Genomic DNA, 20,177 nt, shown 5'->3' with positions numbered 1-20,177 from the left:
GGAGCACAACCGAAAGGTCAGGGATGGCAGATCATTACACCGCACGGCAGATGCTGGAACGTCTGGTCGCGATCCCCACGATCAGCAGTGACAGCAATCTGCCGCTGATCGATTTCGTGGCCGATTACCTGACCCAGCACGGGGTTGAGACGCATCGCACCTATGACGACACCGGAACCAAGGCCAGCCTGCACGCCCTGATCGGCCCCCCGGTCGCGGGCGGCGTGATCCTGTCCGGCCATACGGATGTCGTTCCGGTCGAGGGGCAGGACTGGACGTCGGATCCCTTCACCCTGACGGAGCGCAAAGGAAAGCTTTACGGGCGCGGCACCTGTGACATGAAGGGGTTTCTGGCCACCGCGCTTGCCGCTGTGCCGGACATGCTGAACGCGAACCTGACCCATCCGATCATGCTGGCGTTGAGCTATGATGAGGAGGTCGGCTGCCTCGGCGCGCCGCCGATGATTGACCGGATCACCGCCGAACTGCCCGCCGCGCGGGCCTGCATCGTGGGCGAACCTTCGATGATGAAGCTTGTGGATGGACATAAGGGCTCCATCGGGTTGAATGTGCACGTGCACGGGTTCGAGGTGCATTCCTCGCTGGTCCATACCGGCGTGTCCGCCGTGATGACCGCCGCCCGCCTGATCACCTGGATGCATGACACAATGCAGGCCAACCGCGCCGCCGCGCCCTCGGATACCGGATTCGAGCCGCCGTGGACGACGCTGCACGCCGGGGTCATCCATGGCGGCACCGCGCACAACATCACCGCGAAGGACTGCACCTTCGTGATCGACATCCGCGTCGCTCCGCATGAGAGCGTCGATGAATGGGAGGATCGCTTCCGCGCCAAGGCGGCGGAACTGGAAGCGGAGATTCAGCAGATCCGCCCCGAAGCATCCATCCAGATGGAACGGCGCGGCCGCGTTCCCGGCCTGTTGCCGGAAACCGACGGCGCGGCGGAGGCGCTGGTCCGCCGCCTGACCGGCGACAATTCCACCGAGAAGGTCTCCTACGGCACCGAGGGCGGTCAATTTCAGGAACGCGGCGTCTCCACCGTCATCTGCGGCCCCGGTTCCATCGAGCAGGCACACCAGCCCGATGAATTCCTGAGCCTCGAACAATTGGCGGAGGGGGAGCGTTTCATCGCTCGCCTGATCGCGGAATTGCAGAATTAACATTGCGTGCGCGCTGCCGCCTCTGTCCGTCGCAGTGCAGCCGCTCGGTTAACGCGCCGCCACGTCGAGGGACAGCGCATGGATCGGCCCGGCCAGTTCCTCCTTCAAGGCGGCATTTACCCGCCGATGGGCGGCAACTCTGCTCAACCCGTCGAACGCATCGGCGCGCATGACCACGTGAAAATGGCTCTGCCCGCCATCAGGCGCACCGGCATGACCGGCGTGAAGATGGGATTCGTCCACGACCTCCAACCGGGTGGGGTCAAAGGTTTCCTGTAATTTCAAACTGATACGATCTGCCACACGCAAAACTGATCTCCTTGGGCTCTGCGGCTCTTCACCTCCGCTGGGATAAGTCTAAACTCTCGTCTCCCGACTCGGAAGTAGTCCCGGCAGGAGAGATTTGGCATGGCCCGTAACAACCCGTTCGATTTTGACATTTCCGTCGGCGCAGATAAGCGGCGGCGCGCGAAATCGCGTGGTCAATCGGGCGCCGTCAACACGTCCACGAAACCCTGCGACAGCCCCGGCTGCCAGGAAAAGGGCCTGTATCGCGCACCTAAATCCCGCGAGAGGCTCGAAGAATTCTTCTGGTTCTGCAAGGAGCATATCCGCGAGTACAATCAGAAATGGAACTTCTTCGAATATCATACCGAGGAGGAGTTCGACGAGCAGCTCGAAAAGGACCGCGTCGGTGAACGGCCCACATGGTCGTTCAAGACCGGGGCCGAGAAGGCAAAGACCGCCTCCCACACCGAGGGGCGCGCCTGGGCCCGCTTCGGCTTCGACGATCCCATGCAGGTGCTGGGCGAAAACGCCACGATGAACCCCGCCAGCGCCCCCAACCGCCCGCGCAAGCGCAAGCTGCCCCCGACGGAGCGTAAGGCCCTCGACATCCTCGGCGCGGAGGACACGTTGACAAAGTCCGAATTGCGCAAGGTTTACAAAAGCATGGTCAAGGACCTTCACCCCGACATGAACGGCGGAAAGCGCGACGACGAGGATAAGTTGCAGGAGGTCGTCTGGGCCTGGGACCAGATCAAGGTTTCGCGATCCTTCCCCGAATAACCTTTCGCAAACCTGCATGACGTAAAAAGGGGCGCCACATGGACGCCCCTTTCTTCTGTCTTCAAATATCCAAAACCGGTCTCAATCAGCGAACGGATCCGTGACCAGAATGGTGTCCTCCCGCTCGGGTGAGGTGGACAGCAGGGCCACGGGGCAGCCGATCAGCTCCTCGATGCGGCGCACATATTTGATCGCCTCGGCAGGCAAGTCCGCCCAGGACCGCGCACCGCCGGTCGAGCCCTTCCAGCCCGGCATCGTCTCATAGATCGGTTCCACCCGCGCCTGCTGCGCCGCGGCGGTGGGCAGATGGTCGAGCACTTCGCCGTCCAGCCTGTAGCCGGTACAGATCTTCAACTCGTCCAATCCGTCGAGCACGTCGAGTTTCGTCAGCGCGATCCCCTTCACGCCGCTGGTCGTACAGGTCTGGCGCACCAGCACCGCGTCGAACCAGCCGCAGCGGCGGTCGCGTCCGGTGACGGTGCCCTTCTCACGACCCACGGTTGCCAGATGGGTGCCGACCTCGTCGTTCAGTTCGCACGGGAACGGCCCCTCACCCACGCGAGTGGTGTAGGCCTTGACGATCCCCAGCACGAAACCGACGGAGCCCGGCCCCATGCCCGATCCGGTCGCGGCCATGCCCGCCAGTGTGTTGGACGAGGTGACATAGGGATAAGTGCCGAAATCAACGTCGAGCAGCGCGCCCTGCGCGCCCTCGAACAGGATGCGGTTGCCGGCCTTGCGTTTCTCGGCCAAAATCTTCCAGACGGGGGCGGCGAATTGCAGGATGCTGGGCGCGATTTCCAACAGGCGCGCCTTTAGCTCCGCACGTTCGATCGCCTCGGCTCCCAACCCGATGCGCAGCGCATCGTGATGCGCCAGCAGCCGGTCCAGACGGTCGTCGAGCGTCTTTTCATCCGCGAGATCTGCAACGCGGATCGAGCGGCGGCCGACCTTATCCTCATAAGCGGGGCCGATGCCGCGCCCGGTGGTGCCGATCTTGGCCTTGCCCGCCGCGTCCTCACGCATCTTGTCGAGGTCCTGATGGACCGGCAGGATCAGGGGCGTATTTTCCGCAATCATCAGGTTGTGCGGCCCGACGGTGACGCCCTGCCCCGCGATCTTGTCGATCTCGGTCATCAGCGACCACGGGTCCAGCACCACGCCGTTTCCGATCACACCCAGCTTGCCATCACGCAGAATGCCGGAGGGCAGCAGCGACAGTTTATAGACAGTGCCGTCGATCACCAGCGTATGGCCGGCATTGTGCCCGCCCTGAAAGCGCACGATCACATCGGCCCGCTCGCTGAGCCAATCGACGATCTTGCCCTTGCCCTCATCGCCCCATTGGGCGCCTACGACGACGACATTGGCCATATCATTCTCCTTGGCTGTTACGGTGGCGGTATAGCGTCGGATGCGCCGGGGGGGAACCGCAAATAGCAGGTGCGATCGGCCGATGTTCCCTGTACGGTCCCATTCAGGAGGCCCCATGGACCAGATCAACCAGATTCTCGCACAATATCCCTGGCTGCAACAATGGTATGTCGTCGCCATCGCGGCGGCGGTTCTGGGTTGGTTGCTGTGCAACCTGACCAGCGTACGGGCCTTGAAACGCGATGTCGCGGCCCTGCGGTCCGAGGCGGAAACGCACAGGACCATGGCCGAGGAGGCCGCCCGCGCCCGCTCCACGCTGGATGTCGAATGTGCCCGGTTGCAGGAACGGGCCGGCCACGCAGATCACTACAAGGACCGCCTGGATGAGACGAACGATGTCCTGCGGGAGGCCGAACAGCAGATCGCCGGTCTGAGCTCCGAGCTAAAGGCCGAACGCGCCAACCACGCCGCCCGGATGGAGGAATTGCGCGGTGCACAAGAGGCGCTGGAAAAACGCTTCGACGAACTGGCGCGCAAGGCTCTGGACGGCAACGCCGAACGATTCCTGACCTCCGTGACGGAGCGGTTCGAGAAACACAAACAGGCCGCCGATGCCGATCTGGGCGCACGACAAAAGGGCATCGAGACCTTGCTCGCCCCGATCCGCGAGAACCTGACGAAATTCGAGGCACAGACCCGTGAAATCGAAAAGGCCCGCGAAGGTGCCTATCGCACCGTCACCGAACAGGTCGGCAAACTGCATGAGGAACAGCGCCGCCTGACCAAGGAGACCAACCGCCTGGTCACCGCATTGCGAGAGCCGAAGACTCGCGGAAACTGGGGCGAATTCCAACTGCGTCAGGTTGTCGAGATGGCCGGAATGATCGACCATGTGGATTTCCACATGGAACAATCGGTCGAGGTGGACGGCCAGCGTCAGCGCCCCGATGCCACGGTCAATCTGCCCGGAGGCAAGCGGATCGTCATCGACGCGAAAACCCCGCTCGATGCATTCCTGACCGCCGCCGGTATGGATGACGGGCCTGAGAAAGCCGCCAGCCTGGCCCATCATGCGCGCCAGCTTCGCGTGCAGATGCAGGGCCTTGCAAAGAAAAGCTATTTCGACGTCATCGCCGGATCGCCCGATTTCGTCGTCATGTTCATCCCGGGTGAGGCATTCTATTCCGCCGCGTTGAGCGAAGATCCGACATTGTTCGAAGATGCGATCCGCAACAAGGTCATCGTCGCCACGCCGACAACCCTGATCGCCCTGCTGAAATCCGTTGCCTATGGCTGGCAACAGGAGCGGATGAGCGAGAATGCGCAACGCGCAACCGATCTGGCGCAGGAGCTTTACAAAAGGCTGTCCACATTGGGCAAACACCTCGACAAGCTGGGGCGCTCGATCTCCAACTCCGTGCGCGATTACAACACGATCGTTGGCACGGTCGAAAGCCGCGTGCTTGTCACGGCCAAACAGTTCGAGGGCATGTCGATCGCCCCGCAGGGCGACAGCGTTCCCGAAATACCGTTGATTGAGTCAGATATACGGCAATTGGACGCACGCAAATTTTCGGATCTGGACGATTAGACCCCTGAATACCCGGCCCGCGATACTGCATAGCGAACCGAGTGTCGCACCACAGTCCCGCCCAATACCGGAATTTCGGGGCCAAACCTGCCCTTCGGACGGTTTACATCCATCTCACATCCATTAGGTACGACCGATGCAACTGGCCCCCCGCCGTGTCGAGGTGGGGCGGCAAACAAGCAGGAGGTCCGATATGACCACAGCAAAGGCAGGCGACACCGTCGCGATTCACTATACCGGCACTTTGACGGATGGCACGAAATTTGACAGTTCCGAGGGGCGCGATCCGTTGAGCTTCACCCTCGGCTCCGGCCAGATCATCAAGGGTCTGGACGACGCCGTCACCGGCATGGATGAGGGCGCAGAGGCGACCGTCACCATTCCCGCGGATGAGGCATACGGCCAGGCCGATCCGAACCAGGTACAGCAGGTTCCCCGCGAAACCATCCCGGACGAGATCCCGCTGGAGGTTGGATTGCAGCTTCAGGCGCAGACCCCTCAGGGTGCCACGATTCCTCTGGTCGTGACCAAGATCGAGGAAGAGACCGTCACCCTGGACGCCAATCACCCGCTGGCTGGCAAGGACCTGACATTCGAGTTCAAACTTGTTTCGGTCGCTCGCTAAAAAAATCGGAACCAAATTCGATCCTGTAACGTTAAGGCACCAAGGCCAAAAAAATCAGGACCGAGTTCATGGACAGTATCTTGTTCGCGGTGGTCGCTATAGCGGCTGCGGCGCTAATAATTTTCGCAGTCACGACACGTGACAATGCAGACGACAACGGCAGTTCGGACGACCGGGCCGGACCGACAAAACGCTAAGACCCCTGAGGCTTCTCAGGGGTCTTTCGCTTATTTTTCTTGCACTTTTGGGGTCTCGATCACGACGTCCCGGTCAAAGCGGCCACTACCAGTCTGACCGCTCCACGGGGGTTAGGCCCACTATCGTGATCTGAATGGCCCCACCTGCGCAGGGCCATCCCGACAAATCAGAACTTCAGGGCTTTGGCCTGCTTGACCTGCGGCAAGGCGCGGATTTCCGTCAGCGTTGCCTCGGACAGTTCCTGATCCACGCCTATCAATGCGATCGCTTCTCCATCCTTTACCGACCGGCCAAGGGCGAATGTCGCGATGTTCACGCCCAGATCGCCCAGCTTCGTACCCAGCGCACCGATATAGCCCGGAGTATCGGCATTGGTGGTGTAGAGCATGAAGTCGAGCGGCTCCGCCTCCAGCCCGATCCCCTTGATCTGAATGAACCGCGGCTTGCCGTCCGAGAAGACCGTACCGGCGACCGAGCGGGTCTGTTTCTCCGTCGTGACGATCAACCGCATATACGAACCGTATGCGCCCTGCTCGTCCTTGCGCGTCTCCGCGATTTTCACACCACGCTCGCGTGCGACGATAGGGGCGGACACCATGTTGACGCCGCCCTCACCGACCAGCGGTTTCATCAGCGCGGAGGTCAGCGCCGAGGTCAGCGGCTTGAGGTTCAGCTCACCGACCTTGCCGACAAACTCGATCTCGATTTCCTTGATCGGAGATTCGGTAACCTGACCGGCAAAACCGCCGAGGATTTCAGCGAGGTCAATCCACGGCTTGAGGATTGGTGCTTCCTCGGCGGTCACAGACGGCGCGTTGATCGCGTTGGAGATCGCGCCCTTCATCAGATAGTCCGACATCTGCTCGGCCACCTGCAGTGCCACATTCTCCTGCGCTTCGCTGGTCGCGGCGCCCAGATGCGGCGTGCACACGACGTTGGGCGCGGTGAACAGCGGGTTGTCCGTGGCAGGCTCCTCAGCAAAGACGTCGAAGGCGGCCCCGGCCAGATGACCGTCGTGCAGCGCCTGCGCGACAGCCGCCTCATCCACCAGACCACCCCGGGCGCAGTTGATCAGATAGGCACCCTTCTTCATCAGCCGGATGCGATCCTCGTTCAACAGACCGGCGGTTTTCTCGGTCTTGGGCAGGTGCAGCGTCACGAAATCCGCGAGGGGCAGCAGCTCCTCGATGGTTTCGACCTTGGTCACGCCCAGCTTCTCCGCCCGGGTGCTGGACAGGAACGGATCGAAGGCCACGACCTTCATCCGCAGACCCAGCGCACGGTCGGCCACGATGGACCCGATATTGCCGCAGCCGATCAGACCCAGCGTCTTGCGCGTGATCTCGGTGCCCATGAAGCGGGACTTCTCCCACTTGCCGGCGCGGGTCGAGGCATCGGCCTCGGGGATCTGGCGGGCGACGGCGAACATCATCGCGATGGCGTGCTCGGCCGTGGTAATCGAGTTGCCGAACGGCGTGTTCATCACCACAATCCCCTTGGCGGAGGCAGCGGCGATATCGACGTTGTCCACACCGATCCCGGCGCGGCCAATAGCCTTGAGGTTGGTGGCCTTGGCGATCAGATCGGCGGTCGCCTTTGTGGCGGAGCGGATGGCGAGGCCATCGTAATCGCCAATGATCTCAGCCAGTTTCGCCGGATCCTTGCCCAGCTTGGGCTGGAAATCCACCTCCACCCCATTGTCGCGGAAAATCTGCACGGCTGCTTCCGAAAGCGCGTCGGAGATGAGTACTTTTGCCATTTTGAACGGTCCTGTAACGGTCGCCTGCCCTATAGGCGGCGCAAAGAAAATGCCCCCGGCACGTGGCCGGGGCGCGAAATCACATGGAGGCTTTGACGGACTGAAACGCCCAGTCGAGCCATGGCGTCAACCGACGTATATCGGTCGCGTCCACCGTCGCACCGCACCAGATGCGCAGACCCGCAGGCGCGTCGCGATAGCCGTTGATGTCATAGGCGACCTCTTCGGTCTCCAGCAACTTGACCATCTTCTTGACGAAGGCCCTCTGCCCGTCCTCATCCAGCGCCACGACCGCCGGATCGGTGATCTTGAGGCAGACGGACGTGTTGGAGCGGTTCAGCGGGTTCGCCACCAGGTTTTCAATCCAGTGCGTGTCGTCCACCCAGTATTGCAGGGCGGCGTAGTTGTCCTGCGCCCGCTCCATCGTCGCTGTGGCGCCCAGATCGGCCACCCAGTCCAGCGCGTCCTCGGCATCGGCGACGGCCCACATGGACGGCGTGTTGATCGTCGCACCGCTGAAGATGCCGTCGATCAGCTTGCCGCCCTTGGTCAGGCGGAAGATCTTGGGCAACGGACGGTCCGGGGAATAGCTTTCCAGCCGGGCGATGGCGCGGGGCGACAGGACCAGAACGCCGTGCGCCCCCTCCCCGCCCAGCACCTTCTGCCAGGAGAATGTCAGCACATCTACCTTGGACCAGTCGACCGGCTGCGCAAACACGGCGGAGGTCGCATCGACGAAGGTCAGCCCCTGGCGGTCACTGGCGATCCAGTCGAAATTCGGAATGCGCGCGCCAGAGGTCGTGCCGTTCTGCGTGAAGCAGATATCGGCGTCCTTGCGCACATCGTTCAGGTCGGGCAGTTCGCCATAGGCGGCCTCGATCACGCGGCAATCGTCCAGCTTGAGCTGTTTGGTGGCATCGGTGGCCCAGCCCTTGCCGAAGCTTTCCCAGACAAGCATATCCACCGGGCGCTCGCCCAGCATGGACCACATCGCCATCTCATAGGCGCCGGTGTCTGAGGCTGGCACGATGCCGACCACGTAATCGGAGGGGACGTTCAGCAACTCGGCGGTCTTGTCGATGACGGCCTTGATCTGCGCCTTGGGGCCGGCGGCCCGGTGCGAACGGCCAAGGAAGGCACGTTCCGCAACTGCGGCGGCAGACCAGCCGGGGCGCTTGGGACAGGGACCGGAGGAGAATTCAGGACGCGCAGGCTTGACCTGCGGCTGGGTAGGGAAGCTCATGGACGGCTCCGTCGTCAGGGCGAAATTCCTGAGTACACCGCCGCTCGCCCTTAGTCCGGCTGTGCACCCACAAACCGGATATGGTGCAATGCATCCCGCGTCAATCGCTCAAATGCGCACGCTCAACTGCGCGGGACAAAAAAAGGCCCCCGATCAGATCGAGGGCCAGTCATAGCCATCCGTCGGGAAGAGGGTTGGCCAACACGTGCGAGGATGCGCTCAATCCCAGAAGGGGCGCTGCACCTCACGCTGGGCGGCCAGGTCGCTCAACCCGATATCGCGCAACAGGTGACTATCCAGGCGTTTCAAATGGCGGCGTGTGCGCGCACGACCTGCCCATGTCGCCACGACCGACGCAAAACCACGACGGGATCCGCCATAGAGGAACGTAAGTGTGAGATAGGACATTATCGCCTTCCTTGTACCAATACAATATGCGGTTTGTGTCTGTTAAAGCCACGCGATACAGGTACAAACACCACCGACGCTTTTCCACCGGAGTTTTGTCATGGGTACAAGATTCGATACGAGCTGGGTTCCCGACCTTGCCAACAGCGTGGCCCCGAAATATCGCACCCTCTCCGTCGCGATCGAGGACGCAATCCGAAGCGGCGCTTTGGCATCCGGGGCGAAGCTGCCCCCGGTACGCGAACTGGCGTGGGAGATTGGCGTGACCCCCGGCACCGTCGCCCGCGCCTACCGTGAGGCAACGGAGGCAGGCGCCCTGCGCGCCACCGTCGGTCAGGGCACATTTGTGCGGGATCGCCGGGAGACCGGAACCTTTATCCCCTTGCACCCATTAACAAATCAGACTTTGGAAGGTCAGATAGACCTGCGCAACTCCCGCTCACCCATGGTGGGTCAGGAACACCTTATAAACGAGGCGATCAAGCGTGTGATGCAGCGCGGCTCCGTCGTGCTGGACGATTACACCCGCGCCACGAATGACCTGTCCACGCGCAAGGCGCTGGCGGGCTGGCTGGCCGAGGGGGGCGTCGTCGCGGACAAGGATGCGATTGTACCCACCTATGGGGCACAACAGGCCGTGCTTGTCGCGATGATGGCTGTCACCTCCGGCCCGCATCCCGTTATCCTGGTATCCGACCTGATCTATCCCGGCTTTCAACAGGCGGCGAAGCTGGCTGGCGTCACATTGTACCCCATACAGTCGGACGAACACGGCTTGCAGATCGACGCCCTGACCGAGGCCTGCCGCACCGCCCGCCCTCAGGCCATGCTGGTCACGCCGAACCTGCACAATCCCACTCTGGTCACGATGCCCGAAAACCGGCGCATCCAGATTGCAGAGCTGGCCCGCGCCCATGACGTGCAGATCATAGAGGACGACGTCTATGGCTGGCTGATGGAAAGCCGCCCCCCGTCCTTCCCGGCCCTCGCGCCGGAGAGGACATGGTATGCCACCTCGCTGTCGAAATGCGTCGCGGCGGGATTGCGGTTCGGCTGTCTGGTCACGCCCCCCGGTCGCGGGGCCATCGGACAGGGCATCATACAGGCGATGAACTACCGCGTGTCCTCCCTGATCGGACAGACCGTGGCCGAGTTGATCGAGAGCGGCACGGCGGACGAGATTCGCATCAATGCGCGCAAGCATCTGGAAGAACGCGCCGCGCTGCTGCGCTCCTACCTTGCGCCATGGGGCGTGCACACGGCGATCGGCGCGAACTTCGCTTGGTTGCCCCTGCCCGAGGGGTGGCACCTCGCCGCCTTTGATCGCGCCTGTGCCGAGGCAGGCGTGCGCATCGCCACAGCCGGCGCCTACGTTTTGCCGGGCGCGGACGTGCCCAACAAGATCCGCATCGCCCTGGGCATGGGATTGAGCGATGAGACCTTCGCGGATTGCCTCAGCCGGATCAGTCGCATCCTAGCCCATCCGCCGGTGGAGTTGATGGCGTGAGCACGGTTGCCGTGACCGCGAATGCCACCCCGCGCGACTGGGCAATGCTGGGACTGCTCGGCCTGATCTGGGGGGCTTCGTTTCTGGGGGTGGAACTGGCGCTGACCGGCTTCGGCCCGATCACGACGGCGGCAGGGCGCATCGGTCTGGCGGCAATCATTCTGGTGGGATTGGCCCTGCGCGCGGGCGGTCTGCCGCGCTGGTCCGCGCCGAATGGGCCGCGCATCTGGGCGCACATCCTGGGCATGGCCCTGTTCACCAACGCAATCCCCTTCGCCCTGCTCAGCTGGGCTCAGGAATCCGTGACCTCCAGCTTTGCGGGGATCACCATGGCGATCGTGCCATTGATGGTGCTGCCGCTGGCGCATCTGATGGTTCCGGGTGAGAGGATGAGCTTGCGCAAGGTTGCGGGCTTCGCCATCGGCTTTGCGGGCGTCGTCGTGCTGATCGGTCTGCCGCAAGGGCAAGGCGCGGGGCTGGCGCGATTGGCCTGCGTCGGCGCGTCGGCGTGCTATGCCATCGGCTCGATCAACACCCGGCTGTGTCCGCCGGTGGGCCTGATCGCCTATTCCGCCGCGGGCCTGACGGTGGCCGCGATATTGATCGTGCCCGCGGCCCTGCTGATCGAGGGTGTTCCCGCCCTGCCCCCGGTCAAGGCCGTGGCCGGGTTGCTCTATCTGGGGCTGCTGCCCACGGCGCTGGCAACGGTCATCCTGGTCAGCGTCACGCGCAGCGCGGGCCCCTCGTTCCTGAGTCTGGTCAACTATCAGGTTCCGGTCTGGGCCGTGATTCTGGGCACAGTATTCCTGGGTGAAAGCCTGCCTAGCGCGTTCCTGTTCGCCCTGATCCTGATCATCGCCGGTCTGGTGGTCAGCCGCAGCCCAGCGCAAAGATTGCGCCCGTGAACATTGCGCCGATGAAGCCTGTCACCAATCGCCGCGTATTGGCGATCGCGTTGCCCATCGTTCTGTCGAACGCGACGATCCCGCTGATGGGGCTGGTCGATACCTATGCCGTGGGCCAGCTGGGCGCCGCCGCCCCGATCGGAGGGGTCGCCATCGGTGCGATCATCCTCAGCGCGATCTACTGGATTTTCGGTTTCCTGCGCATGGGCACCACTGGCATGGTCGCGCAGGCGGCCGGGCGTGGAGACATAGCGGAGCGTGACGCCCATCTCAGCCGCGCCTTGCTGATCGCCGGTGTCGCGGGCCTCGCCCTGATCGTGCTGCAGCTTCCGATCACTCGCCTTGCCTTCTGGATTGCAAAGGGCAGCGACGAGGTCGAAACCCTCGGCCAGACCTATATCGCCATCCGCATCTGGGGCGCGCCCTTTGCCATTGCCGTCTACGCACTGACCGGCTGGCTGATCGCGGTGGAGCGGACGCACGGCGTTCTGATCCTGCAAATGACCATGAACGGCCTGAACATCGTGCTGTCGCTGACCTTCGTGCTGGGGATGGACATGGGGGTTGCCGGCGTCGCGCTGGCCACCGTGATCGCGGAGCTTGCAGGCGCGGCGGTGGGCCTGTTTCTGTGCCGCGACGTGTTTCGCGCACCGCATTGGCGCGACCGCGCACGGGTCGGTGACATGGCAATGCTCAAACCCATGATCGCGGTGAACACCGACATCATGATCCGGTCGGTCCTGCTGCAACTGTGCTTCATGTCGGTCACGTTCCGCGCGGCTGGGTTGAGCGACGTGACGTTGGCCGCGAACCAGATCCTGCTGCAATTCCTGAACCTGACGGCCTACGCGCTGGACGGTTTCGCCTTCGCGGCGGAGGCCATGGTCGGTGCCGCGTTCGGCGCGCGAAACCGCGCGGCCCTGCGACAGGCCGCCCGTCTGACCAGCCTGTGGGGCGTCGGCGCCGTCTGCCTGATGTCCGCGATGTTCCTGTTCGCGGGCGGTGCAGTCATTGAGCAGATGACGACCGCGCAGAACGTGCAGGACGTCGCCCGCGTCTATCTGCCATGGATGGTGCTGGCCCCTGTGGTCGGGCTGCCATGCTTCATGCTGGACGGTATTTTCATCGGTGCGACACGGACACGCGACATGCGCAACATGATGCTGCTGTCCGCCGCCGGATATTTCGCGGCATTGTGGACGCTGGTGCCGCTCTTTGGCAATCACGGCCTGTGGGCGGCGCTCATGCTGTTCTTCGTGCTGCGCGGTCTGACACTGGGCTGGCGCTATCCCGCATTGGAGGCCGCCTCCACCCGCTGAATGTCGGGCCGCACGCACACCAGTACCATCGCGGCCAGTCCCGCGCGGGCCGCCACGACCTCCACCGCGCCGAAACCGCGCAGCGCCACGTCGGTCAGGGCAAAGGCGGACCCCCACACGATGCCCAGCGTGCCAACGGCCCCGTACGAGATGTAATCGGGACGGGTTTTCATGCTGAGGCCCCCCCGTGATGCCGAATGACCGGCAGAAGACGGCTCACCGCCCCCCGTTCACTTTCCCGAAATATCCCCGCCGGAGGCACTTATCTGGCTCTGGGCATCACGAAATGCACCATCGCTTCGGCAAAGGGGCGGGTCTTGTCGTCCTGCCAGGCCTCCACCCGCACCGAGGCATAGCGCCGTCCCGAGCGTGAGACCGTCGCGCGGGCATAGGCGTCGCGCGGCAGGCCGCTGCGCAGGTACTCCACCGTGATGTCCAGGACCTTCGGCCATTCTGGGAAGTCGCCCGCCTCGATCGCCTCGGCCTGCGGGCCGCCTGCCTCCATTTGCTCCCAGACCTGCGACCACATCAGTTCGACCAGAGCCGACGATTCCAGAAACCCGCCGATCGCCCCGCCATGCAGCGCCTGCAGCAGCGGGTTGCCGATCAGGTGGTCGGAATATTTCATCACCGCCGTCAGCTCGTTTCCCCGCCGGTCGAAGCTGATGCCCATGAACTGCATATAGGGCACCGCCTGCGTCAGACGCGACAGCGCGGCGTCGCGGCGGGCCTTCACTTCCTGTACGGGTTGGTTGCGATCCCGGCTCATGGTGTCTTTCCGATCTTGGTTCCGTGTGGCTCCACCGTGAAGGCTCCGTTGGCCTGCGCCACGGGATCGGCGGGGTCGCCATCATCCGCCACGGCCCGCACGAACGCGACGGACTGGGTGATACGATAGCATTCGGCGCGGGCGGTCACGGTCTTTCCGGGTTTCGCCCCGCGCATGTAATCAATGCGCAGGTCGATCGTCGCCGTACCGCCGGGTGCCTTGGGGTGGGTCATGACGGCTGTGCCGCAGCACCCGTCCAGCAATGCGGTAATGACGCCGCCATGCAAGACGCCGGTCGCCGGATCACCGATCAGCCTGGTATCGTAGGGCACACTTATCACCGCCGTGCCGGGGCCGACATCCTCGATATGCATTCCCAGTTCACGCGAATGCGGAATGACGTGCGCCATCCTGCGCGCCAGTTCCAGCAGCTCCACATTGTCCATCTCAAGCGGCTCCTCGATATTCTGCCCCCGGCGGGCTCGCGCAGACAGTATGTCGCGCTCCACCGGTTTGAAAGAGCCGTCGCGGATGGGCCGGGAAATCGCGGAATGTTTGTAAGCCTTGATTTTCCTGCCGTATGTCCGAAATTAAAGGAAAGGCGGCGGGCAGACCGGTCATATGTACAGGAGGTTCAGGGGATGACGGAAGTAAAGCAGACCCTTCAGCAGATGTGCGAAGAGTTCGACATCACCCCCAGAACGTTGCGCTATTACGAATATATCGAATTGCTGACACCGCAGAGGGACGGTCGCAAGCGGCTGTATGGCGCGCGTGAGCGTGCGCGACTGACCTTGATTCTGCGCGGGCGACGCTTCGGTTTCAGTCTGGAGGAAATCCGGCAATGGCTCGCCCTGTACGAGATTGAGGATAACCAGACCACGCAATATCGCGAATGGGTCGAAATCAGCACACGTCAGATCGAGGAACTGGAATCGCGAAAGCGGGAGCTGGAGGAGGCGATAGATGAGCTGACACGCCTGCGTGACGTCGTGGAAAGCGCCTTGGAAACCTGACGCGGACAAGGCACCTGCCCTTACAAGCTGCGAAAATCGAAATCGTGCCCCGTCAGCGCATGTGCGGCGGATCTGACCTGCGCCGGATCGCCCGTCGTCAGATAGGCTATCGTTGGATAAGCCGTTTGGCGCGAGGGGTCGCCCGGCAGATCGCCGTGGCGCGGGTGGCGTTTCAGGTAATCGCGCAGACTGGCCGCGACGCAATCGGGTTGCGACAGGATCGGCGTGCCCGGTGGCAACCCCGCAGCGAAGGCATCCGCGACCAGCGGATAATGCGTACAGCCCAGAAAAACCTTGTCGGGAACGAACCCCTCCAGCCTGCCCGCGAAATCGCGGGCCAGCGCGCGCGCCTGTCCGGTCTGCCCCGCCTCCAATGCCTCTACCAGACCGGGGCACGCCACCTGCCTGATATCGACGTTGCGGGCGCGATAGGCCATTTCGCGCGGAAAGGCCCCGCTGTCCACGGTGGCCTGCGTGGCGAAGATCGCGATCCGCTGCCCCGCACCGTCGTCAGGGGGGCTGTCATCTGCCCAGCCGCGCCCGGACAGGGCCTCGATCACCGGTACGAAAACGCCGAGCGCCCGGTGCCGGGGATATTCCCGCGCCAGCCATCCCTGCTGCAAATCGCGCAATGCGACCGCTGCCGCAGTATTGCAGGCGATGATGACCAGAGTGCACCCCCGGTCGAACAGGCTTTGCAATGCGGCGCGGGTCAGGGCCGTGATCTCACCCGGCGTGCGCGACCCGTAGGGCGCATTGGCATGGTCCCCCAGATAGAGGAACGTCTGTTCGGGCAGATCGCGCTGCAATGCGGCCAGCGTGGTCAGCCCGCCGTGGCCACTGTCGAACACGCCGATCATACGGCCCCCAAGTCCAAATCTAGGGCCGCATAGCTGCGCCCCAGTTCCGCCTGCACCCAGTCGAAGAAGGCGCGAATGTCGGGCGTCATGCGCGGCCCCTGCGTAATCAGCCAGTATGCGTTGCCGCTGGACAGGATCCCCTCGACCGGGCGAACCAGTTGGCCCCGCGCCAGCGCGTCCCCCGCCAAGGTCGGCCACGCCATCAGCACGCCCTGCCCCGCAATCGCGGCATCCAGACACAATGCCGCGTCGGAATAGGCCGGTCCGGTGCGGGCGGGTGGCGCGCCTCCGCCCGCGTGTTCGCGCCACCAGTCCGGCCAAAGGTCTGCGGCGTGCAGATCGTGCAGAACCGGCAGGGCCCGCAGATCTTCCGCCGATGCCACCCGTTCGGCCAGTGCGGGACTGCACACCGGGAACACCAGCATGTCCGCCAGCTTTCGTGCGTAGACGTCCCGCCAACCGCCCGGCCCCACACGGATCGCGACATCCGCACCCCCCATGCGAGGGGAGATGAGGGACATGCTCGCCTCGATCCGCAATGTCAGGTCAGGATGCGCCTGCGCGAAATCGTTCATCCGCCAGACCAGCCATTTCGAGGCGAAAACCGGGGCCACGGATACCGTCAATGCGCTTTCATCCCTGCGCGACGCGGTGATGACGGCCTGTTCCAGCAAGGCAAATCCACGGCTCAGATCGGTGACGACGGCCTCACCCAGCTCCGTCAGGATCAGCCCCTGCGGGCCGCGCGTGAAAAGCTGCGCGCCCAAACGATCCTCCGCCCGGCGCAAATGCTGGCTTACCGCGCCCTGCGTCACACCCAGCGCCGTCGCGGCAGCGCGCAGCGTGCCCAGTCGCGCGACCGTTTCGACCGCGCGCAGGGCGTTGAGGGGAATGTCACGAAGCTGCGCCATATAGCTTTTCTAATATGGTTCGGCGGCGTTCTCCACTCCAAACCGCAGTCAGGCGGAGCTATCTTGAGAGCTATAGAAAGGAAAACTGATATGAACATGACCATTGCGCGTTTCTTCACCCGGCTTTCGCGCCCCAAAACCGAACGCTGCGCCCCCTTCGATCATCCGGACATCGCCCGTATGGACCAGCGGATGCGCGACGACCTGCCGACTCCGGGGGATGCCTGTCTGCGGTAATCTGAAACAAATCACCGTGGCGCTGCGTAACTCCCCTCGAAGCCCGCTCAATGGGTGACAACAGGAGAGAGTATAATGACCAAATTCACGATGATCGCCGCCGCTGCCATGACCTTCGCCACGTCCGCATTCGCGGCCGCACATTCCGAATTGGGTGTTGAGGCCATGGATCAAGATGTATCGGGCGGCACCGTCACCGCAGATGCCATCACCGCCGGCGCCAATGGCTGGCTGGTCGTGCACCGCACCGATGCTGAAATGAAGCCCGGCCCCGTCGTCGGCCACGCCCCCTTGAAAGAAGGCATGAACACCGATGTCAGTGCAATCCTGACGGAGCCGGTCGCCTCGGGCGAGATGCTGATGCTGATGCTGCACGCAGAGGATGGCGGCATGGAGACGGGCATCTTCGAATACACACTGGGCGCGTCCGAGGATGGACCTGTCCGCGTCGAGGGCGATCTGGTCATGACCGTCGTAACAGCCGAATAATCTGCACGGCGCTATCCGGCGCAAACACGCAAGGGGCGGTGATCATGCGGTCGCCGCCCCTTTCTCGTGACGTTGCGTTGCACCTTACGCGCACGTCAACTTCGTGGTTGAAGACCCGTCCGCCCTACGCCAGATTTAATTGAGCATTAGGGGGACATCGCCATGACGGAAGAGACCTACAGCACCATCGGACAGATGTGTGAGGAGTTCGACGTAACGCCACGCACCCTGCGTTTTTACGAGTCCAAGGAGCTTCTGTTTCCGCGCCGCGAGGGCTCGCGCCGCCTGTTCACCCGCTCGGACCGCGCGCGTCTGGTGCTGATCCTGCGCGGCAAGCGCTTCGGCTTCAGCCTGGAGGAAATCCGCCAGCTTCTCGACCTGTACGATATCGGCGACCAGCAACGCACCCAGATCGCGCGGACCTATTCCGTCGCGCTGGAGCGGCTGGAAGCGATGCGGGCGCAGCGTGACGAACTGGACGCTGCCATCCTCGATCTGGAGGATCAGATGGCCCTTGCCCGTGACATCCTGAAATCCCGCGGGGTCGGCGTCGCCGCCTGATCCTGATGCCCATAATGTGCGGTGCAAACGCCGCCAGCCCAAAACGACGGAGAGAAACATGCCCTTTTACGAGCCGACCACCAAAGATATGGAATTCGTGCTGCACGACCTGTTGAAGGTGTCCGAGCTGGATATCCCCGGTTTCAACGAGATGGACCGCGACTTCACCGGCGCGGTGCTGGAGGAAGCGGGCAAGATTGCGCGTGACGTGCTGGCCCCGCTCAACCCCGTTGGCGATCACGAGGGTTGCAAGCTGGAGAACGGCTCCGTGCGGGTGCCGACCGGGTTCGAGGATGCGGTGAATGTGCTGCGCGACGGCGGCTGGACCGGCTTCGACTGCGACCCCGAATATGGCGGTCAGGGCATGCCCTACACGCTGTCCGTCGCGGTGGGAGAGATGCACTCCTCCGCCAATATGGCGCTGATGATGTATCCCGGCCTGACGCATGGCGCATATGCCGCGATCCACGCGCATGGTTCGGATGAGCAGAAGGCGAAGTATCTGCCCAATCTGGTCAGCTTCAAATGGGGCGGCACCATGAACCTGACGGAGCCGCAATGCGGCACCGATCTGGGCCTGATCCGCACCAAGGCGGAACCGCAGGACGACGGCACATACAAGATTTCCGGCCAGAAGATCTGGATCTCCGCCGGGGAACATGGGATGGCCGAAAACATCATCCACCTCGTTCTGGCGAAGATTCCCGGCGGCCCCGAGGGGGTAAAGGGGATCAGCCTGTTCATCGTGCCCAAGTTCCACGTGAACGAGGATGGCTCGCTCGGCGATCGCAACGAGGTGTCGTGCGGCGGTCTGGAATCGAAGATGGGCATCCACGGCAACGCGACCTGCGTGATGAACTACGACGGTGCCACCGGCTATCTGATCGGTGAAAAGCACAAGGGCCTGCGCGCCATGTTCACCATGATGAACGAGGCGCGTCTGGGCGTCGGAATGCAGGGTCTGGCGCAGGCATCGGTCGCCTATCAAAACGCGCTGGCCTTCGCCAAGGACCGCATTCAGGGCCGTGCCGTGACCGGCGTGAAGGAGCCGGAGAAGGCCGCGGACAGCATCATCCACTTCCCCGATGTGCGCCGCATGTTGATGGATCAGAAATCCTTCGTCGAAGGGGGCCGCGCGTTCATGCTGTGGGCCGCGACGATGATCGACCGTTCGCGCCGGAACGACGATGCGGATGCCGAGGGGCTGGTCTCTCTGCTGATCCCGGTGGTCAAGGGGTTCCTGACGGACAAGGGACTGGACGCGACGATTTCGGCGCAGCAGGTCTATGGCGGATCGGGCTTCACCACCGAATGGGGCGCTGAACAGTTCGTGCGCGATTGCCGCATCGCCCTGATCTATGAGGGCACCAACGGCATTCAGGCGCTGGATCTGGTGGGCCGCAAGCTGGCGACGGACAATGGCAAGCACGTCATGGCGTTTTTCGATCTGGTGAAGGATTTCATCAAGGAAAACGGTGAGGATGAGCGCATGGCGGAGTTCATCACACCGCTCAAGGCCGCGTCGAAGGACCTTCAGGCGGGGGGCATGTACTTCATGCAGAACATGGGCAATCCGGATGACGCATTGTCGGGCGCCCATGATTTCATGCACCTGTTCGGCCATGTCTGCCTGGGCCTGATGTGGGCGCGGATGGCCAAGGCCTCGTTCGAGGCGCTCGACGCCGGCGCGGCGGACACCGAGTTCTATGAGAGCAAGCTGGTGACGGGGCGCTATTACATGACCCGCAAACTGCCCGAGACCGCATTCCTGCTGAAAAAGGTGCAGACAGGTGGCGAAAACGTCATGGGCCTGTCGGTGGCGAATTTCTAACTGCTCGCCTATCGTGCCGCGATCAAAAAACCGGTTCCCCGCGGGGAACCGGTTAACGCAACGACGGTCAGAGCATTGATATATAACATCTTTTCTTATAGATAGTTAATATCGCAAGGTTCTGGAAGGTGACGGGCACCAACGCCCGCGCAAAGACCGGGAGGGGGAAACGACAGGATGATGTTTCAGAACCTGATATCCCATCGGATATTCGCGGACTGTGACACCTTACCTCTTACCCGGCACCTCCTACCGGGCAGGGGTTGACCCCGCGTCGTGAAGAGCGCGGGATATGCCGAACCCTCCCTGACCCCTCGCTAGCCCG

23 protein-coding genes are annotated in these 20,177 nt (G+C 63.0%); 13 read left to right on the top strand and 10 right to left on the bottom strand.

The genetic code is table 11. From position 1 onward, the window contains the following. Window positions 1-23 precede the first annotated feature (23 nt). The gene (gene argE / locus H1S03_RS02750; RefSeq protein WP_185803031.1) at window positions 24-1,181 is read left to right on the top strand and encodes an acetylornithine deacetylase; all 1,158 of its coding nucleotides are present in this window, start codon (window positions 24-26) and stop codon (window positions 1,179-1,181) included. 48 nt (window positions 1,182-1,229) lie between these two features. Here the strand turns inward: argE and H1S03_RS02745 are convergent, their stop codons facing one another. Beyond that, window positions 1,230-1,484 carry a BolA family protein gene (locus tag H1S03_RS02745; RefSeq protein WP_430700869.1) on the bottom strand — a complete coding sequence of 85 codons (255 nt, stop codon included), beginning with the start codon at window positions 1,482-1,484 and terminating at the stop codon, window positions 1,230-1,232. 105 nt (window positions 1,485-1,589) lie between these two features. Here H1S03_RS02745 and H1S03_RS02740 point away from each other — a divergent pair, with 105 nt between their 5' ends. Next, window positions 1,590-2,249 (top strand): J domain-containing protein, encoded by a 660-nt coding sequence (locus H1S03_RS02740; RefSeq protein WP_166190987.1) that lies wholly within the window; start codon window positions 1,590-1,592, stop codon window positions 2,247-2,249. An 81-nt stretch (window positions 2,250-2,330) separates the two neighbouring features. Here the strand turns inward: H1S03_RS02740 and H1S03_RS02735 are convergent, their stop codons facing one another. Then, the gene (locus H1S03_RS02735) at window positions 2,331-3,623 is read right to left on the bottom strand and encodes an adenylosuccinate synthase (protein ID WP_185803029.1); all 1,293 of its coding nucleotides are present in this window, start codon (window positions 3,621-3,623) and stop codon (window positions 2,331-2,333) included. Window positions 3,624-3,738: 115 nt separating this feature from the next. Here H1S03_RS02735 and H1S03_RS02730 point away from each other — a divergent pair, with 115 nt between their 5' ends. From H1S03_RS02730 to H1S03_RS17615, 3 genes are all read left to right on the top strand, one after another. Next, window positions 3,739-5,214 (top strand): DNA recombination protein RmuC, encoded by a 1,476-nt coding sequence (locus H1S03_RS02730; protein ID WP_221892561.1) that lies wholly within the window; start codon window positions 3,739-3,741, stop codon window positions 5,212-5,214. Between the two features lie 193 nt (window positions 5,215-5,407). Next, window positions 5,408-5,839 carry an FKBP-type peptidyl-prolyl cis-trans isomerase gene (locus H1S03_RS02725; protein ID WP_185803028.1) on the top strand — a complete coding sequence of 144 codons (432 nt, stop codon included), beginning with the start codon at window positions 5,408-5,410 and terminating at the stop codon, window positions 5,837-5,839. Window positions 5,840-5,907: 68 nt separating this feature from the next. Then, a complete protein-coding gene (locus H1S03_RS17615) occupies window positions 5,908-6,036 on the top strand; it encodes a hypothetical protein (RefSeq protein WP_283810319.1) in 129 nt (42 codons plus the stop codon). Between the two features lie 167 nt (window positions 6,037-6,203). Here the strand turns inward: H1S03_RS17615 and serA are convergent, their stop codons facing one another. The 3 genes from serA to H1S03_RS02710 form a co-directional block, all read right to left on the bottom strand. After that, window positions 6,204-7,796 (bottom strand): phosphoglycerate dehydrogenase, encoded by a 1,593-nt coding sequence (gene serA, locus H1S03_RS02720; RefSeq protein WP_185803027.1) that lies wholly within the window; start codon window positions 7,794-7,796, stop codon window positions 6,204-6,206. Window positions 7,797-7,875: 79 nt separating this feature from the next. Then, entirely contained in the window at window positions 7,876-9,039 is a 1,164-nt protein-coding gene (locus H1S03_RS02715) for a phosphoserine transaminase (RefSeq protein ID WP_185803026.1), read from the bottom strand. 219 nt (window positions 9,040-9,258) lie between these two features. Then, window positions 9,259-9,447: a DUF1127 domain-containing protein gene (locus H1S03_RS02710; RefSeq protein ID WP_185803025.1), complete on the bottom strand. Its 189-nt coding sequence runs from the start codon at window positions 9,445-9,447 to the stop codon at window positions 9,259-9,261. A 100-nt stretch (window positions 9,448-9,547) separates the two neighbouring features. Between H1S03_RS02710 and H1S03_RS02705 the strand changes: the two genes are divergently transcribed. The 3 genes from H1S03_RS02705 to H1S03_RS02695 are packed head-to-tail and all read left to right on the top strand — an operon-like array spanning window position 9,548 to window position 13,178. Then, a complete protein-coding gene (locus H1S03_RS02705; protein WP_185803024.1) occupies window positions 9,548-10,954 on the top strand; it encodes an aminotransferase-like domain-containing protein in 1,407 nt (468 codons plus the stop codon). A 44-nt stretch (window positions 10,955-10,998) separates the two neighbouring features. Next, window positions 10,999-11,859 (top strand): DMT family transporter, encoded by an 861-nt coding sequence (locus H1S03_RS02700; protein WP_185803074.1) that lies wholly within the window; start codon window positions 10,999-11,001, stop codon window positions 11,857-11,859. An 11-nt stretch (window positions 11,860-11,870) separates the two neighbouring features. Beyond that, window positions 11,871-13,178, top strand: a complete 1,308-nt coding sequence (locus H1S03_RS02695; protein ID WP_185803073.1) for an MATE family efflux transporter — start codon at window positions 11,871-11,873, stop codon at window positions 13,176-13,178. On the opposite strand, the gene H1S03_RS02690 is transcribed toward H1S03_RS02695, so the two are convergent. The 3 genes from H1S03_RS02690 to H1S03_RS02680 all read right to left on the bottom strand — a co-directional run bounded on the left by H1S03_RS02690 (window position 13,145) and on the right by H1S03_RS02680 (window position 14,393). Further along, on the bottom strand, window positions 13,145-13,351 hold the full coding sequence (locus H1S03_RS02690) for a hypothetical protein (protein WP_185803023.1): 207 nt from the start codon (window positions 13,349-13,351) through the stop codon (window positions 13,145-13,147). The genes H1S03_RS02695 and H1S03_RS02690 overlap by 34 nt on opposite strands. A gap of 89 nt (window positions 13,352-13,440) precedes the next feature. Beyond that, the gene (locus H1S03_RS02685) at window positions 13,441-13,947 is read right to left on the bottom strand and encodes a PaaI family thioesterase (RefSeq protein WP_185803022.1); all 507 of its coding nucleotides are present in this window, start codon (window positions 13,945-13,947) and stop codon (window positions 13,441-13,443) included. Next, complete coding sequence (locus tag H1S03_RS02680; RefSeq protein ID WP_185803021.1) at window positions 13,944-14,393, bottom strand: PaaI family thioesterase; 450 nt, start codon at window positions 14,391-14,393, stop codon at window positions 13,944-13,946. Before H1S03_RS02680 ends, H1S03_RS02685 begins: the two co-directional genes overlap by 4 nt. Before the next feature lie 195 nt (window positions 14,394-14,588). Between H1S03_RS02680 and H1S03_RS02675 the strand changes: the two genes are divergently transcribed. Continuing rightward, window positions 14,589-14,963 carry a MerR family transcriptional regulator gene (locus H1S03_RS02675; protein ID WP_185803020.1) on the top strand — a complete coding sequence of 125 codons (375 nt, stop codon included), beginning with the start codon at window positions 14,589-14,591 and terminating at the stop codon, window positions 14,961-14,963. A 20-nt stretch (window positions 14,964-14,983) separates the two neighbouring features. Here the strand turns inward: H1S03_RS02675 and H1S03_RS02670 are convergent, their stop codons facing one another. Together H1S03_RS02670 and H1S03_RS02665 are read right to left on the bottom strand one after the other, a co-directional pair. Beyond that, window positions 14,984-15,823: a glutamate racemase gene (locus H1S03_RS02670; RefSeq protein WP_185803019.1), complete on the bottom strand. Its 840-nt coding sequence runs from the start codon at window positions 15,821-15,823 to the stop codon at window positions 14,984-14,986. Next, window positions 15,820-16,734 (bottom strand): LysR substrate-binding domain-containing protein, encoded by a 915-nt coding sequence (locus H1S03_RS02665; RefSeq protein WP_185803018.1) that lies wholly within the window; start codon window positions 16,732-16,734, stop codon window positions 15,820-15,822. The genes H1S03_RS02670 and H1S03_RS02665 overlap by 4 nt, the downstream gene beginning before the upstream one ends. Before the next feature lie 90 nt (window positions 16,735-16,824). Here H1S03_RS02665 and H1S03_RS02660 point away from each other — a divergent pair, with 90 nt between their 5' ends. The 4 genes from H1S03_RS02660 to H1S03_RS02645 all read left to right on the top strand — a co-directional run bounded on the left by H1S03_RS02660 (window position 16,825) and on the right by H1S03_RS02645 (window position 19,852). Further along, window positions 16,825-16,971, top strand: coding sequence for a hypothetical protein (locus H1S03_RS02660; protein ID WP_185803017.1), 147 nt, complete (start codon window positions 16,825-16,827; stop codon window positions 16,969-16,971). A gap of 75 nt (window positions 16,972-17,046) precedes the next feature. Then, window positions 17,047-17,460 carry a DUF7282 domain-containing protein gene (locus H1S03_RS02655; protein ID WP_185803016.1) on the top strand — a complete coding sequence of 138 codons (414 nt, stop codon included), beginning with the start codon at window positions 17,047-17,049 and terminating at the stop codon, window positions 17,458-17,460. Window positions 17,461-17,622: 162 nt separating this feature from the next. Continuing rightward, the gene (locus H1S03_RS02650; protein WP_166190958.1) at window positions 17,623-18,021 is read left to right on the top strand and encodes a MerR family transcriptional regulator; all 399 of its coding nucleotides are present in this window, start codon (window positions 17,623-17,625) and stop codon (window positions 18,019-18,021) included. Between the two features lie 58 nt (window positions 18,022-18,079). Continuing rightward, the gene (locus H1S03_RS02645) at window positions 18,080-19,852 is read left to right on the top strand and encodes an acyl-CoA dehydrogenase C-terminal domain-containing protein (protein WP_185803015.1); all 1,773 of its coding nucleotides are present in this window, start codon (window positions 18,080-18,082) and stop codon (window positions 19,850-19,852) included. The last annotated feature ends 325 nt before the right edge of the window (window positions 19,853-20,177 follow it).

The organism is Pontivivens nitratireducens, from assembly GCF_014235845.1.
GTDB classification, from domain to species: Bacteria; Pseudomonadota; Alphaproteobacteria; order Rhodobacterales; family Rhodobacteraceae; genus Pontivivens; species Pontivivens nitratireducens.
The sequence above is the reverse complement of the archived record's forward strand: the minus strand, read 5'-3'. Positions and strand labels throughout refer to the sequence as shown.